We start from the raw sequence: 15,815 nt of genomic DNA on the forward strand, positions 1-15,815 counted from the left end.
CCATCATCCGAATGTCGGGTTCCTCCAGCCGTCTCGTCTACCGTCCGCTGCCGGAGGACGATCCGAAGGTCCGCCGCCCCGACATCACCAGGGCACGGACGCTCCTCGGGTGGGAACCGCAGGTCTCACTCGAAGACGGCCTCACGAGGACCATCGAGTACTTCAGGACGAAGGTCCTCGCCTGAGCGCGTGGCGCCGCGCCGCTACCGGCGCGGCGGGCTGCCCGGCCGCTGCGCGGTCAGCAGGTAGTGGAGCGCGCTGATCACCGTGATGACCGCCGACGCCGTGAAGAACAGGCCCGGTACTGCCGACGGAACCGCAAGATAGTTGGCCAGCAGCGTCACGCCGCCTGTCACCGCGAATGTGGCGGTTGCCACCTTCCCCCAGATCGACGGATAGAACGTGCGCGGACCGAGCGCGAGGTTGACGATCGACACCGTCAGCACGATGCCGACGTCGCGACTGAACACCAGCACCGTGAGCCACAGCGGGATGCGGTGCGTCAGGTGCGGCAGCGGCAGCGTCAGCACGATGAACATCGTGAGCAGCAGCAGTTTGTCCGCAGCCGGGTCCAGCCAGGCGCCGAGCGTGGTCGGCCCCGTACGCCTGGCGACGTAGCCGTCGAGCAGATCGGTCACCGCCGCGATCACGAAGACCACGAGCGCACCGCCGATACGCCCGTACACGAGCAGGATCGCGAACACCGGAATCAGCAGCATCCGCAGAAGCGTGAGCTGATTGGCGGGCGTCAACACGGTACGGTCCTCGTGAGTCGCGGCCGCGTCACCGCACGCGGCCGCGGCGTGGCAATGCCGGCGCTGGCGTCACGCCGCCGGCTCGCGCGGCCAACTGCGTCAGGCGTTGCACGGCCGCCACGGCTTCTGCGCCCGACATCGGCCGGCTCGTGCCGAACGTCTGGCCTTCGAGCGGCTGGAGCACGCCGCTGGCGACGGCCCGCGAGATCGACCGATAGAGCGGATGGTCCGTGCGGACGTCGTTGAACGACAACCGCGCGTCGCGCCAGCCTGTCGCCGCCTGCGGTGCCCGCTGCGCGACGAGCGTGAGCACTCGCGCCACAACGGCGGCAAACTCGCCGCGCGTCATGCCCGCCGTCGGTTGGAACGTGTGATTGGGATAGACCTCCATGGCGCCGGCACGCGCCACGAGGAGGATGGACGCCTGCGCCCAGTGCCGCCGGCTGTCGGTGATGAGCGCGGTCCCCTTCGCGGCGCCTTGCAGGAGGTCGGGTAACCGATAAGCAAGCAGCGCGGCCGTCTCGCCACGCGTGACCCGCGGGGACTCCCCGATCGCCTTGAACTCCGCGGGCAGCGCTGCTTCCTCCAGACCCCTCTCGATCGCAGCGACCCGTCGCGCGACGTCCGCCAACCCGGGATCCAGCGCCAGGGCCCGACGATAGGACGTCATCGCGGCCTCGGCGTCTCCAGCCGCCTCTTCCAGCTCTCCCCGCATCGTCCACGCCGCAGCGTCTTCCGCGTCGAGCGCGAGCGCCTTGTCGACGAGCGTGCGTGCGCGTGCCGTGTGGCCGAGACGCCGCTCGACAGCGGCAAGATCGCGGTGCAGGAAGCCGCTCTCCGGCGACGCGCGCAAGGCGCGTTCGTACTGCGCCCTGGCTTGGTCGAGCCTGTCGGCCGCGAGCGCGGCCCGCGCGGCCGCCACGTCGCTCTGTACGGCCTTGAAGCGCAGCACCTCGACGCGTCGGATCGCAACGGGCTGTCCGGGCGCGCCTTCCAGCGCCGTCTGATACGCCTCGAACGCCTCCCCTTCCCTGTCCAGCTCGACGAGCGCTTCGCCGCGCCCGATGAGCGCGGGCACGTACGTGGCATCCGCCACAAGCGCGCGATCGAACCACTGGAGCGCGTCGGCCGGTTGGTCCAGTGAGAGGCGCGCGAAGCCAAGCACGACCTGCGACGGATAGGCGCGCGGCGACTTCTTCAGCAACTCGCGCAACGTCCGCTCGGCGCCTCGTGCGTCACCCGACTGCAACTGCAGCCACGCGCGCTCGTGTTCCCGTGCGACGACCTCCTGTCGGGCCATGGCGCCCGTCAGCATCGGCTTGGGATAGTCGGGATAGCGCTCGGTGCCTGGCGCGACGATGGGCAGTGGGACCGGTCGGCTGCATCCGGCAACCAGGCTCGCGAGCAACACGACGGCCAGCGCGCTGCGGCGCCACACCGCGCTCATAGCGCGAGCCCCTCGTGCAGGCGTTGCATCAATCGGCGGGGCACCTCGGCTTCGATGCTCACGCGATCGCCGTCGGCATCGTGACTGAGGACGCGCGCCACGCGATAGAGCCGCTCGATGGCGAGGCGGTCCTCCTGGCGGGCCTGGTCGAACGCCAGCGTCACCCGACGCGTGTCGAGCGCCAGTGCCCGCGCGATCTCCAGCAGGAGTTCGTCGACGCCATCGCCTGTCGCCGCGGAGATCTGCAGCGACGAGTCGTAGGCCTGTCGCAAGTGCTCCCTCGCGCCTTCGTCGAGTCGATCGACCTTGTTGAAGATCAGGAGGCTCGGCACTTGGGACGCATCGACTTCGGCCAGCACGCGCTCGACGGCCTGGAGGTGACGTTCGTAATCGTCCACTGACGCGTCGACGACGTGCAGGAGCAGGTCGGCGTCGGCCACTTCTTCCAGCGTGGCGCGGAATGCGGCCACGAGCGTGTGCGGCAGGCGATCGATGAAGCCGACGGTGTCCGACAGCGCGGCCCGTTGGCGATTCGGCAGTCTGAGCTCGCGCGTGAGCGGATCCAGCGTCACGAAGAGCGCGTCGGAGGCGACGGCACTGTCATGCGTCAGCCTGTTGAACAGCGTGGTCTTGCCCGCGTTCGTGTAGCCGACGAGCGCCGCCGTGGGCAGCTCCGTCCGTCGTCGGCGATCGCGCAACTGACCGCGACGTCGCCTGACGTTCGCGAGGTCGTCCGTGAGCGTCGCGATCCTGACGCGGATGCGCCGGCGATCGGTCTCGAGCTTCGTCTCGCCGGGGCCGCGCGTGCCGATGCCACCACCCAGCCGTGACAGCGCCGCCGACGCGCCGACAAGGCGCGGCAAGAGGTAGCGCAGCTGCGCGAGTTCGACCTGCAGCTTGCCTTCCCGCGTGCGCGCGCGGCGCGCAAAGATGTCGAGGATCAATTGCGTGCGATCGATGACCCGCAATTGCAGCGTCTTCTCGATGTTGCGCAACTGTGCCGGCGTCAGTTCGTTGTCGAAGATGACGAGTGAGAGATCCGCCTCTTCGCACGCGGCCTTCAGCGTCTCGAGCTTGCCAGATCCGATGAGCGTGGCGGGATCCGGCCTGTCGCGTTCCTGCGTGAACCGGATCGCCGGCTCGATGTCGGCGGCCTCCGCCAGACCGGCCAGTTCCTCGAGGGCGTCCTCGACGTGCGTACGCCGCATCGCGCCCGTGATCAGACCGACGAGTGCGGCGCGTTCGCGCCCACCTGCACCGTACGCGTGTGGCTCGGAATCGGTCACCGACGGAATGTTAGCACCTCGGTCTCACAGCTCTTCCACGCACGGCCACGAGGCCTCGTCCACACGCGCACGCATCACGTAGCTGACCATCGCGGACACGACCGCCAGGGTGATCACGCCCACGATGAAGACGCTGCGGATGCTGATACGGGCGAGCACGCCGCTCGCGATCGGGCTGAGGGACAGGCCGGCCAGTGACGCGCTCGTCAGCAGCCCGAATCCGGTCGAGCGCGCCTGTTCGGGGATCACGTGCCCGGCGGCCGTGAACGACGCGGTCAGTGCCACGCCGACGGCGAACCCGAAGACCAGCGTCGCCACGACCAGCGCCGGCACGGCAAGGCCGACGACGAAGGGCAGCATGCCCATCGCGGCCACCAGCGCCATCAGGCGCAACAGCGCGCGCGGCGCGGCCACCTGCAGCAATCGCTGCGTCAGCAGGTTGCCGGCTGCGCCCGCACCAGCCGCCGACGAGAACAACACGCCCGCGACCAGCGCGACCCGATCCGGTCCGACACCGAGTTGCGCCAGATACAAGGGCAGCACGGGCCCGAAGCTGCGATCCACGATCTGCAACCCGAAGATCACGCCCATCAGCAGCACGAACTGCTGGAATGCGGCGGCGTTGGCAAACGTCAGCCGCGAGCCGGCCTCGTCGGCACGGGACCGGGCCGCGGGGGGGCGTGACTCTTCGAACCAGCGCCAGACGAGGATGAGCGCCGCCGCGTAGAACAGCGACGCGACGAAGAACGACGCCCGAATGCCGATCGCAACGGCCAGCACGCCGCCGATGGCCGGGCCGAGCGCCGGCCCCAGTCGCTGCGCCGTCTGCACGGTGCCGATCGCGCGCGCCATCTGATCGCGCGGAGCGGCCTGTGCCGCCATGGCCACGGCGAGCGCACCATAGCCGGCGAAGAATCCCTGGAGCACGCGCAGGCCGAAGATGTGCCACGGCTGCGTCGCGAGCCCCATCAGGACCATCGTGATGACAAAGCACACCAGCGACCGGAGGACGAGGAACTTGTTGCCCAGTCTGTCGGCCACACGCCCCCACAACGGCGCGAGCAGCGCCGTCATGCCCGGCGTCACGCCAAGGCTGAGACCGGACCAGAGCGCGATCTCCGCCGGGTCGCGCATGCCGAGCTGTTCGAAGTACAGCGGCAGGAACGGCATCACCAGCGTGAAGCCGGAAAAGCCGATGAAGCACGCGCCAGCGATGGCGAAGAGGTTCCGATTCACGTGGGCCGACAGGCTGGCAGTTCACAGCGCGTCGGCTTGTCCACGCGATAGCCGAGCAGGTAGTCGGCCTGCATCAACGCGTGGATCTCGCGGGTACCCTCGTAGATTACCGCGCCCTTGCAGTTTCTGTAGTAGCGACCGACGGGATACTCGTCCGAGTAGCCGTTGGCCCCGTGGATCTGAACCGCATCACCCGCAGCGCGCTCGGAGGCGACGGTGCTCACCCACTTGGCGAGACTGGTCTCCTTCGTGTTGCGACGGCCGACGTTCTTGAGCCAGCCCGACCGCAGCCACAGCAGCCGCGACTGCTGGTAGTCGGCCTCCATGCGTGCCAGCATCTCCTTCACGAGCTGGTGCTGGCCGATCTCGACGCCGAACGTGTGGCGCTGACGGGCGTACGTGACGCTCGCGTCGCGGCACGCACGGATCAGGCCCGTGGCACCGGCGGCAACGGTGTAACGCCCCTGATCGAGCGCGAACATCGCGATCTTGAATCCCTCGCCTTCGCGGCCGAGCAGGTTCTCCGCCGGGACCTCCACATCGTCCATCTTGAAGAAGCCCGTGTTGCCCGCGAGGATGCCCCACTTGTGCGTGAGCGTGCCGCTGGAGAATCCCTTGAACGCGCGCTCCACGATGAACGCGCTGAGGCCGCTCGGGTCCTTGGCGCGCTTCTTCTCCAGATCGCTCCACGCGATGACGAGGAAGTGATCCGCGACGTCGGCCAGCGAAATCCACATCTTCTCGCCCGACAGGACGTAGCGATCGCCCTGCCTGATCGCCACTGTCTGGATGCCCCTCGCGTCACTACCGGCCGCCGGTTCGGTGAGTCCGAACGTGGCGATCTTCCGGCCCTGCGCCTGCGGCACCAGATAGCGCTGCTTCTGTTCCTCGGTGCCCCATGTCAGGAGCGAGAGGCTGTTCAGGCCGACGTGCACCGACAGAATCACGCGCAGCGACGTATCGACGTACTCCAGTTCCTCGCAGGCCAGCCCGAGACTGATGTAGTCCATTGCTGCGCCGCCGTATTCGGCAGGCAGGCAGATCCCGAGCAGGCCGAGCGCGGCCATCTGCGGTAGCAGGCGGGGATCGAATCGATGCGCGCGGTCGAGCTCCGCGATGTGCGGCGCGACCTCGCGTGCGCCCCATTCACGGACTGTCTGCTCCAGCAGCCGGTGTTCGTCGGAGATGTCGAAGTCGAGCATGTCTGTGGACCGGCGATGTGGCGGATCAGGTTCGAGCGGGCTTCTTGCGCAGCAGGACTTCCCGGGTCTTGTTCAACAACAGGAAGCTCTCGGTCACGCTCAGACCCGTGAAGAGGCGTTCGATATCGCGGTTCTGGTGGACCGTGCGACGGCCGTGCGCTGCAGGAGACGTGCGATGGCGCAGGTGATCCGCGTCGGCGATCGCGTAGCGCGTATAGGTCGGCGACGGGTTCGCCACTGTGGAGAAGAAACACAGCACCACACCGCCGGGCTTGAGCCACTGGACGATCTGCGCGGCAAGCACGGCTGCCGCAGGCTTGTCGAGATAGTCGAGCACGTCCCAGCACAACACCGCGTCCGCGCTCTCGGGTTCGAACGTGAACCGCTGTTCGAACCATGTCGGCAGCGTGTCGAGCGCCTGCTCGCGCGTCAGGCGATCGATGTCGGCGTAGAGATCCTCGACGCGAAGCCGGCAGCCGAGCTGTTCACCGAGGAACGAGACATTGCTCCCGACCACCGGGCCGAGATCGAGGACGACGGGCGCCTCACGATGCGCGAGCGCCGCGAGCAGCTTGGCCAGGACCTTCGTACCGACAGGCGGACCCGCGTCGCGCCCCTCTCCCGTGGGCCCGTCGCCACGCTGGGCCCAGCCGAAGAGACGAGAAGTGAGCGAGCGCTCGGCGGAATCGGACACGAAATGATCGGCGATACACGCGCGACGGAACACCGGAGTGCTCGCGTCGCACGCTGGGGGGAGCGATCAGGCCTTGGCTGCCGGCGCTGCTGCCCCGGGCTTGGCTTCCGCCTTGGCGCCGCCGCGATTCATGTCGATGGCACCACGGAAGTGCGCGCCTTCCGCGATGGCCACCTTCGGGCTGGTGATGTCGCCATCGACCGAGCCGTTGTCGCGGATGTCGACCTTCTCCGAAGCCGTGATGTTGCCGGTGACCTCACCAAGCACGACCACGGCTTTGGCAAAGACCTGCGCCTTGATCTTCGCGTTGGTGCCGATGGTGAGGGTGTTGTTGTTCAGCTCGATCTTCCCCTCGACCTGGCCCTCGATCGTCAGGTCCTCACTGCCGCTGAGTTCACCCTTGATGATGACCGACTTGCCGATGTTCCCCATGCTCATGGGTCCTTTGTCTCCGGAACCCGGTGCTGGCCGGGTGCTGACTGCCGGGCTCACCTCTGCCGCCGGGTGAGACGGAGCGGCTGGGGCCGGCGTGGGTGGCGCAGGCGCAGGCTGCCGCGGCGCGTCATCGCGTTTCCACATGTTGGCGTTCTCCCGACTGGGTCTGAAGGGTGCGTCGACCCACGTCGGCCGGAGTATAGCCACAGCGACAGATCGTGTCTAGAGCCTGCAATTGCTGTGGTTTACGATGGCTCGCGAGTGCTACGATCCTGAGCATGTCTGCCGCGCCACTTCACGCCGGGCGCGTCTACCTCGACCACAACGCCACCACGCCAGTCGACCCCGCCGTCATTGCGGCCGTGGCCGAGGCCATGCGCGACGAGTTCGGGAACGCGTCGAGCGTTCACCATTTCGGGCAGAAGGCCAAGGGACGCCTCGACGAGGCGCGCCAGCAGGTCGCCGCGCTCATCGGCGGCGCCCCTTCAGAGGTGGTGTTCACCAGCGGCGGTACCGAAGCCGACAATCTCGCGGTGCGTGGCGCAGCCGAGGCGCTCGAGTCGATGGGCAGGCGCCATCTGGTCACAAGCGCGATCGAGCACGAAGCGATTCTCCGGACGATGACCGCGCTGGAGCGTCGCGGCTGGCGGATCACGCGCGTAGCCCCCGATCGACATGGCGTGGTGTCGCCCGAGGCAATCGCCGATGCGTTGACCGACGACACGGCCCTGCTCAGTCTGATGCACGGCAACAACGAGGTCGGCACGCTGCAGCCGGTGCGTGCCTGCGCGGCGATCGCCCGGGCGCGCGGCATCATCGTCCATACCGACGCCGTGCAGACCGTCGGGAAGGTGCCCGTCGACGCGCGCGACCTCGACGTCGATCTGCTCAGCCTCTCCGGTCACAAGATGTACGGGCCCAAGGGCGTGGGCGCGTTGTGGATCCGGCGCGGGACGCGCCTGCTCTCCACGATGACGGGCGGCAGGCAGGAGCGGAGTCGTCGCGCGGGGACGGAGAACGTGCCGGCGATCATCGGCCTCGGCGTGGCCGCACACCTCGCCACCGCGCGCCTGACCGACGATGCACGCGTGCAGGCCGCCTTACGCGATCGACTCGAGACCGGCGTGCTGACGCGCATCGACGATGCGCACGTCAACGGTGCCGGCCAGCCACGCGTGCCCAACACGACCAACATCGGGTTCGCAGGCATCGAGGCCGAGTCGTTGTTGATCGCGCTCGATCTGGAAGGGTTCGCCGTGTCGACGGGATCGGCCTGCTCGTCGGGCACGCTGGAGCCGTCGCACGTGCTCAAGGCGATGGGGCTCGATCTGCACGACACGCAGAATGCGCTGCGCATCAGCCTTGGACGCCACACCACCGACGCGGAGATCGACGCGCTGATCGACGCGCTGCCCCCCATCGTCGCCAGGCTGCGCGCCCTGACCGATCGCCGTCCGCGACACGCGACAACGAGCCAGGAGTGACCATGCGCATCGCTGTCGCCATGTCCGGCGGTGTCGACTCCTCGGTTGCCGCCGCGCTGCTCGCCGATGCCGGACACGACGTGGTCGGGCTCTCCATGCAGTTGTACGACCAGCAGGAGGGGCAGGTGGCGTTCGGCACGTGCTGCACGATCGACGACCTGCACGATGCGCGGCGCGTGGCCTCGCGCCTCGGCATCCCGCACTACATCGTCAACTTCGAGTCGCACTTCCACGCGCAGGTCGTGACGCCCTTCGTCGACGACTACGTCGCGGGCCGCACGCCCATTCCCTGCACGCGCTGCAACAGCGAGGTGAAGTTCGTCACGCTGCTCGATCGCGTCGAGGCGCTGGAGGCCGACCGCCTCGCCACAGGCCACTACGTGCAGTCGCGCCAGGACGATGACGGGCAGTGGCACCTGCTGCGCGGCGCGGACCACGCAAAGGATCAGTCCTACTTCCTGTTCTCGCTGACGCAGGCGCAACTCGCGCGAGCGAGCTTCCCCGTCGGCCACATGGACAAGACGTCAGTACGTGCTTACGCCTCGTCGCGCGGCCTGCCGGTGGCCGCCAAGCCGGACTCGCAGGAGATCTGCTTCGTCCCCGATGGCGATCAGGCGGCGTTCGTCGCCCGCGCAGCAGGCGATCGCACGCCGCCACCGGGCCGCATCGTCGACGTGGAGGGGCGGGCGCTCGGCACGCACACGGGCGTCCATCACTTCACCGTCGGTCAGCGCAAGGGCCTCCGTCTGTCGGTCGGCGTACCGCTGTACGTGGTGGCGATCGACGCGGGAACGCGCGACGTGGTGGTCGGGCCGCGCCGCGCGCTCGAAGGACGCCACTGCTCTGTCGAAGAGGTGAACTGGGTGTCCGGTCGCGCGCCTGACTCCGCCATTCGCGCCAGCGTGCAGATCCGCCACCGCCACCCCGCGGCGCCTGCCTCCGTCCGCGCGCTTGGCGACGACCGGGCCGCCGTCCAATTCGATGCTCCGCAGTACGCCATCACGCCTGGCCAGGCCGCCGTCTTCTACGACGGAGACGAGGTCCTCGGCGGTGGGTGGATCTCGACTCGGATGTAGGGCCGACCCGTGTGGTCGCCCGTCACGTCACGCCGTGGCGTGGGCGGCGTCGACCTCGTGCGCGGCACCGCCATGCTCCAGCCAGCGCTCGGCGTCCATCGCGGCCATGCAGCCCGTGCCCGCCGACGTGATCGCCTGGCGATACACCTGGTCCTGCACGTCGCCCGCGGCGAACACGCCGGGCACGTTGGTTCGCGTCCCCGTCGTCTGCAGGTACCCGCTCTCGTCCATGTCGAGCTGTCCCTTGAAGATCGACGTGTTCGGCGTGTGTCCGATGGCCACGAAGACACCGTCGACCGCGAGCGTCTCGACGGCACCCGTGTGCACGTCGCGCAGCACGGCGCCGTTCACGTCGCCGCGCTGGTCGGCCACGATCTCGTCCACCGTGGTGTTCCAGCGGAACGTGATCTTCGGGTTCGCGAACGCCTTGTCCTGCATGATCTTCGACGCGCGCAGCGTGTCGCGTCGGTGGATCACGGTGACGTGCGAGGCGAGTTTCGCGAGATAGAGCGCCTCCTCGAGCGCCGTGTCTCCCCCGCCCACGATCGCGATCGGCCTGTTACGGAAGAAGAAGCCGTCGCAGGTGGCGCACGTGCTGACGCCGCGCCCCATCAGCATCATCTCCGACGGAAGTCCGAGCAGCTTGGCCGACGCGCCCGTCGCGACGATGACGGTGAGCGCGCGAATGACGTCGCCGCTGTCCATCGTCAGCGTGAACGGACGTGCGGTGAAGTCGACGCGCTCCACCAGCCCTGTCAGGAACGACGTGCCCACGCGCTCGGCCTGCTCGCGCATGTCGATCATGAGCTGCGGGCCCATCACGCCGTCGCGGAATCCCGGCCAGTTCTCGACCAGCGTCGTGATCGTGAGCTGGCCGCCCGGCTGCAGCCCCTCGATCACGAGCGGGTGCAGGTTGGCGCGCGCCGCGTACAGCGCCGCCGTCAGGCCAGCCGGGCCCGACCCGATGATCACCACATTGCGGACGTCGTCAGTCATGAGAAAGCGTCACCTTACATGTGGCGTTCGAGCAGGCGCTTCAGGGCGTCCTTGGACTGCACGCCGATCGTCTGATCGACGAGTTGTCCGCCCTTGAACACCAGCAGCGCGGGAATCGACCGCACGCCGAAGTTGCCTGGCACGTTGGGGTTCGAGTCCACGTCGAGCTTGGCGATCACCGCCTTGCCGTCGAGCTCCTCGGCCAGCGCGTCGATGGTCGGCGCGAGCATGCGGCAGGGGCCGCACCACTCCGCCCAGAAATCCACCAGCACCGGCTGTGACGTCCCGCCGAGCACCTGCGTGAAGTTGCCGTCAGTCAGCGTCTGCACCTTGTCTGAAGCCATTCGTTCGTCCTCGTCTCTGGTCGACGCGTCAGGCCGACGTGCCCCGCCGACGCGCCGCCTGCATCCGGGCGCGGTCGTACGCGTCGAGGTATGCCCGCGCCGACGCGTTCCAGGAGAAATCCATCGCCATGCCCGCCCGCTGCAACGCGCGCCAGCGGTCGGGATCGTTGTGGTAGACATGCAACGCCCAGCGAAGCGTCCCGAGCAACGCCTCCCCGCTGGCGTCGTGGAACTTGAAGCCCGTCCCGGTTCCGGTCACGGGATCGTAGTTGCGGACAGTATCGTCCAGTCCTCCCGTCGCACGCACTACAGGTAGTGTGCCATACCTCGAGCTGTACATCTGATTGAGACCACACGGCTCGAACCGCGACGGCATCATGAAGAGGTCCGCGCCCGCTTCGATGAGGTGCGACAGCGGTTCGTCGAAGCCGATCCTGACGCCGACCCGGTCAGGGAAGCGACGCGCGAGCGACCGCCACATCTCCTCGTACCAGGGCTCTCCCGTCCCGAGGATGACCAGGCTCGCGCCGATGTGCGGCAACTGCTCGCCCACCGACGCAATCATGTCGAGTCCCTTCTGATCGACCATGCGCGAGATCATCGCGATGACCGGCCGGCGGAGCCCTTCGTCTCCCCCCGGCAGCCCATACGCGTCGAGGAGCGCACGCTTGGCCGCCGCCTTGCCCGACAGGTCATCGACCGTGTAGTTGGCTGGCAGGTGCTTGTCCGTCGCCGGGTTCCACACCCCATCGTCGATGCCATTGACGATGCCCACGAGGTCGGCGGAACGGTGCTGGAGAATGCCTTCGAACCCGAACGCGAACTCGCGCGTCATGAGCTCGCGCGCGTAGCGTGGACTGACCGTCGTGACCAGATCCGAGAACATGATGCCGGCCTTGAGCAGGCTGAGGTGCAGCCAGTACTCGAGGCCGTCCGACGTGAACAGATCCCAGCCCAGGCCGAGCTGCGGCAGCCACTCCGACGCACAGTTGCCCTGATAGGCGATGTTGTGGATCGTGAAGATCGTGGCCGCCGATCCCAGCACGGGATCGGCCGCATACCGCGTCCTCACGTACACCGGGGCGAGACCGCCCTGCCAGTCGTGCGCGTGCACGACGTCGACGCGCGTGCCTTCGGCGCGCATGAACTCCAACGCGGCGAGACACAGGAACCCGAAACGCCGTGGGTTGTCGCCGTAGTCGTGGCTGCCGAGACCGTACAGCGCGTCGCGGTCGAAGAACGCCGGGTGATCGACGAGCGCCACGCGCACGCCAGGGCTCGTTTCCTGCACGAACACGTCGGCCTTGTAGGTATGCCCGCCCATGGACACACCGAAGCTCGTGGTCGGGGCACCCTGCACCGCGATGCCGCGATAGCGAGGCATCACCACCGTGACGTCGTGCCCCAGTTCGCCGAGCGCCTTGGGGAGGGCCGCGGCGACGTCCGCAAGACCGCCGGTCTTGGCAAACGGCACGGCCTCGCTCGCCACCATCAGGATGCGCAGCGACGCGGGGGCCGCCGGCTTCGTCGTGACCGCCTCCACCTCCGGCGCCGACGCGGCAGGCGTCGAGGCCGGAACCGGAGCCGCCGCCTTGACGGCGTCCTTCAGCGTGGCCGCCCGCTTGACGGCGGGCTTCTTCACCGTGGACTTCTTCACCGCGGGCTTCTTCGCCGCAGCAGGCTTGGTCGCTGCGGCGGGCTTCTCGGCAGCGGGCTTCGGTGCCGACGCCTTCTTCGCGACGGCAGACTTCTTGACGGCGGCGGTCTGCTTCACGGCACGGCGACGAGCGGGTGCCAGGACCGCATCCGCACCAACGGGCACAACCGGGTCCGGCGCAGCGGGAGATGCGACGCCATCCGATACGGGATCGAACTCGGGCGTCTGAGGTGTCGGGTCGGGAGAGGGAGTCTTCGGAGAGCGGGGAGCTTTGGCCATGGACAGGAAGCGCCGCGGGGAGTACCACGGGCGGCGCGCTACAAATGAGTGTAGCGCACCCCTGACGGACCGCCGGGCGAGCCCTGCCGCCCCTCCGCCCTGCCGCTATTCCTGCTGGTCCGAGGCCTGAGTCGCCAGGAGCGACGGGGTTTTCGAGGCCAGCCAGTTGAACAGGTGGCGGGTCTCCCAGAACCGGGCCGGGTTGCTCTTGGCACCGAGCACCACGACGGCCACCTGATCACCCTGCGGCAGGCGCAGCAGGGTGGCCAGGCAATAGCCGGACTTGGAGATGAAGCCTGTCTTGCCGCCGCGCACATCCACGTCGGACCCCACCAGGTGATTGGTGTTGTGCAGCGTCACCGTGCGGCGCGGCGACGAGAACTCGTACTCCTTCATCCGCATGATGGTCGCGAGGCGTTCGTCGCCCGACGCAAAGGAGATGAGGCGCGCCATGTCGAAGGCCGACGACATGTTGTCGGCATAGAGCCCAGACGGATCGGCGTAGCGCGTCCGCGTGAGCCCGAGCTCGGCGGCCTTCTGGTTCATGCGCTCGATGAAGCCGATCGGGCCGTAGAGCGACGCGCGCGCGAGCGTGCGGGCCGCCACGTTGTCCGATCCGATGAGCAGCAGGTGGAGCAGCTGGTTGACGGTGACGCGATCGCCCCGGCGCAGGTACGTGGTCGATGCGGCGCGCACGTCCTCGGCATGGACGACCACCTCGCGCGTCAGGTCGATTTCGTTCTCGAGAAACGCCACGGCCGTCATCACCTTGGTGATACTGGCGATGGACCGCGGCGTCTGCGCGTTGCTCTCGTAGAGCACTTCGTGCGTGGTCGGGTTGTAGACGATCGCCGCGCCAGCGCGAATGTCGGGCACGAGCTGCCCGTCCGCATCGGCCTTGAACTGCGGCGTCTGGATTTCCTTGAGCTGGCGCGCGTACGCCGCCTGGCGCGCGCGCGCCATTGCAAGGCGGCGCTGCCGCGCCTTCGACGCCGAATAGCGCGGCGTCGTCTTGGCCGGCTTGGCGCGCCTGGTGGCGGCCTTCGTCTTGAGAGTGCGCTTTGTCGTCCGGCTCGCCGTACTCACCGTCTTCTGCGGGGTCGCGCGTGTCGCCCGGCTGGCACGCGTGGCCTTCGCCTCGACCAGGCTCGCAGCCGGCGACGCGACAAAGCCCAGCGACAGGGCGAACAGCAGGACCGCACGCAGCGGTCGTGGACGGGCGAACTGGAGCATTCCGTGTGTCCTCGGCAACGAAGACGCCTCTGACTGTGTCAATCGGCGGCGCGACGAGCTGTCTTTACAGTGGTCTTGTACTGCAAGCACTTGCGAAGATCCAAGCGAATATCGTGCCCGCTTCCTGCGACGGCGCGACCGGACCTGCCGGAGACGGCGATCACCGGTCCGCCATGATCAGGGTTGCGCCAGCGCGATGGTCAACAGGATCGCCTGCCGCAGACCGTCGCCCCCCCCCGTCACGTCGAACGATTCCTGAAGGGAATGGCTGCCCGATCCGATCCCGCCTCCGCCGATCGTGATCGCCGGCACGCCGCGCGCCATCGCGACGTTGCTGTCGGTGGACGAGGTATGGAGAGACGCGGGCCGCCCCACGGTTCGCAGCACCGACATCGCGGCCTGCACGATGTCTGACGTGTCGGGCGTTCGACCGGCTGGTCGGTCTCCCACCAGTTCCACGTCGGCCGTCACCGTGGCCGTGTGCCGCCAGCGCGCATTTTCGGCCGCAACGGCACCCTCGATGGCCTTGCGCACATGCGCATCGAGACCGGCCAACGGTTCGGGCTGTTCCGAACGAAGATCGATCTCGATCCAGGCCTCGAACGGAATCGAGTTGACCGACGTCCCCCCGCCCACGCGACCCACGTTGAACGTCGTCTTTGGAGACGTCGGCACTTCGAGCGCCGCGATGGCCGCCACGGCGCGGCCCAGCGCGTGCAGCGGATTGGGCATGCCGAAGGCACCGTAGCTGTGACCGCCCGGCCCCTTGAAGGTCACGCGGTAGCGCTTGCTGCCCACGCCACCGTTGGTGACGCCGAAGCCGGAACCGTCGATCGACACGAATCGGTCGATCCCGCGCAGCCCGTCGGGACCGAACAGGTGCTTCACGCCGCGCAGATCGCCGAGCCCCTCTTCACCGACGGTCCCGACGAACGTGATCCGCCCCGGCGTGCTGACCTTCGCATCCTGCAAAGCCCGGATCACGCCGAGGACCACGGCCAGTCCGCGACAGTCGTCGCTGATGCCGGGTCCGAGGAGCACGTTGCCCTTGCGGGACACGTGCACGGGCGTTCCTGGCGGAAAGACGGTGTCCAGGTGGGCGCTGATGACCACGTGCGGCCCATTGGCGGAGCCCGGACGCTCGCCGATGACGTTGCCCACGGCATCGACCCGGACACGCGACAGCCCCAGCTTCGTGAAGGCATCGCGATAGACCTTGCCGCGAGCCTCCTCCCGGAACGGCGGAGCCTCGACCTCACAGAGGGCGATCTGCTGCTCGACGACCCAGGGTTCGAGCCTGTCGGCCGCCTGCGTCGCCGCCGCCACCGCCGGCACCTGCATCAACCGGGACCCGATGTCCGATGCCCCCTGCTGCGCTGATGCGGCCGTCGCCACACACAGGCCGAGCCCCACCGCCAGGATTGCGATCTGTCGTCTCACCGTCATGTGTCCCGCCTCGCCTGACAGATATATGCGAACCCGCACCGCGGCGACAAGTAGTTCAAGTTTTCGAAGGGCGTATCCGGATTTGTGAAGTTTATCGAACAACTTTCGTCACTCGACGGGCGTCTGAAGGACACGTTCACCCGGCATGCTGTGGCACGATGTCGCAAAGTGACAGCAAATCCAGTTGTTTAGTGCTCAGATTCGCAACGCACGGCATCAGGCACGGAACGTGCTTACAAGACAAC

Annotated in this window: 15 protein-coding genes; 3 read left to right on the top strand and 12 right to left on the bottom strand. The window is 68.0% G+C overall.

The features are described from left to right. Window positions 1-185: SDR family NAD-dependent epimerase/dehydratase (locus IT182_10125; GenBank protein MCC6163691.1), on the top strand; the 185-nt coding region annotated here is incomplete at its 5' end. An 18-nt stretch (window positions 186-203) separates the two neighbouring features. Here IT182_10125 and IT182_10130 read toward each other — a convergent pair. The 7 genes from IT182_10130 to IT182_10160 all read right to left on the bottom strand — a co-directional run bounded on the left by IT182_10130 (window position 204) and on the right by IT182_10160 (window position 7,058). Then, window positions 204-755 carry a CDP-alcohol phosphatidyltransferase family protein gene (locus IT182_10130; GenBank protein ID MCC6163692.1) on the bottom strand — a complete coding sequence of 184 codons (552 nt, stop codon included), beginning with the start codon at window positions 753-755 and terminating at the stop codon, window positions 204-206. 28 nt (window positions 756-783) lie between these two features. After that, window positions 784-2,202 (bottom strand): S-layer homology domain-containing protein, encoded by a 1,419-nt coding sequence (locus IT182_10135; GenBank protein MCC6163693.1) that lies wholly within the window; start codon window positions 2,200-2,202, stop codon window positions 784-786. Continuing rightward, window positions 2,199-3,488, bottom strand: coding sequence for a GTPase HflX (gene hflX / locus IT182_10140; GenBank protein MCC6163694.1), 1,290 nt, complete (start codon window positions 3,486-3,488; stop codon window positions 2,199-2,201). The genes IT182_10135 and hflX overlap by 4 nt, the downstream gene beginning before the upstream one ends. Before the next feature lie 24 nt (window positions 3,489-3,512). Then, window positions 3,513-4,724, bottom strand: coding sequence for an MFS transporter (locus tag IT182_10145; GenBank protein MCC6163695.1), 1,212 nt, complete (start codon window positions 4,722-4,724; stop codon window positions 3,513-3,515). Then, window positions 4,721-5,926 carry an acyl-CoA dehydrogenase family protein gene (locus IT182_10150; protein MCC6163696.1) on the bottom strand — a complete coding sequence of 402 codons (1,206 nt, stop codon included), beginning with the start codon at window positions 5,924-5,926 and terminating at the stop codon, window positions 4,721-4,723. The genes IT182_10145 and IT182_10150 overlap by 4 nt, the downstream gene beginning before the upstream one ends. A 25-nt stretch (window positions 5,927-5,951) precedes the next feature. Continuing rightward, on the bottom strand, window positions 5,952-6,620 hold the full coding sequence (locus IT182_10155; protein ID MCC6163697.1) for a class I SAM-dependent methyltransferase: 669 nt from the start codon (window positions 6,618-6,620) through the stop codon (window positions 5,952-5,954). Between the two features lie 66 nt (window positions 6,621-6,686). Beyond that, entirely contained in the window at window positions 6,687-7,058 is a 372-nt protein-coding gene (locus tag IT182_10160) for a polymer-forming cytoskeletal protein (protein ID MCC6163698.1), read from the bottom strand. Between the two features lie 275 nt (window positions 7,059-7,333). Between IT182_10160 and IT182_10165 the strand changes: the two genes are divergently transcribed. Together IT182_10165 and mnmA are read left to right on the top strand one after the other, a co-directional pair. Next, window positions 7,334-8,539, top strand: coding sequence for a cysteine desulfurase (locus IT182_10165; GenBank protein ID MCC6163699.1), 1,206 nt, complete (start codon window positions 7,334-7,336; stop codon window positions 8,537-8,539). Between the two features lie 2 nt (window positions 8,540-8,541). Beyond that, the gene (gene mnmA, locus IT182_10170) at window positions 8,542-9,615 is read left to right on the top strand and encodes a tRNA 2-thiouridine(34) synthase MnmA (GenBank protein MCC6163700.1); all 1,074 of its coding nucleotides are present in this window, start codon (window positions 8,542-8,544) and stop codon (window positions 9,613-9,615) included. A 27-nt stretch (window positions 9,616-9,642) separates the two neighbouring features. Here the strand turns inward: mnmA and trxB are convergent, their stop codons facing one another. The 5 genes from trxB to IT182_10195 form a co-directional block, all read right to left on the bottom strand. After that, entirely contained in the window at window positions 9,643-10,611 is a 969-nt protein-coding gene (gene trxB / locus IT182_10175; GenBank protein ID MCC6163701.1) for a thioredoxin-disulfide reductase, read from the bottom strand. A gap of 14 nt (window positions 10,612-10,625) precedes the next feature. Beyond that, on the bottom strand, window positions 10,626-10,955 hold the full coding sequence (trxA, locus tag IT182_10180) for a thioredoxin (protein ID MCC6163702.1): 330 nt from the start codon (window positions 10,953-10,955) through the stop codon (window positions 10,626-10,628). A gap of 28 nt (window positions 10,956-10,983) precedes the next feature. Continuing rightward, on the bottom strand, window positions 10,984-12,459 hold the full coding sequence (glgA, locus tag IT182_10185; protein ID MCC6163703.1) for a glycogen synthase GlgA: 1,476 nt from the start codon (window positions 12,457-12,459) through the stop codon (window positions 10,984-10,986). Between the two features lie 537 nt (window positions 12,460-12,996). Then, the gene (locus IT182_10190; GenBank protein ID MCC6163704.1) at window positions 12,997-14,124 is read right to left on the bottom strand and encodes a D-alanyl-D-alanine carboxypeptidase; all 1,128 of its coding nucleotides are present in this window, start codon (window positions 14,122-14,124) and stop codon (window positions 12,997-12,999) included. A gap of 177 nt (window positions 14,125-14,301) precedes the next feature. After that, the gene (locus tag IT182_10195) at window positions 14,302-15,570 is read right to left on the bottom strand and encodes a M20/M25/M40 family metallo-hydrolase (GenBank protein MCC6163705.1); all 1,269 of its coding nucleotides are present in this window, start codon (window positions 15,568-15,570) and stop codon (window positions 14,302-14,304) included. Window positions 15,571-15,815 lie beyond the last annotated feature (245 nt).

It is taken from the genome of Acidobacteriota bacterium (genome assembly GCA_020845575.1).
Taxonomy (GTDB): domain Bacteria; phylum Acidobacteriota; class Vicinamibacteria; order Vicinamibacterales; family Vicinamibacteraceae; genus Luteitalea.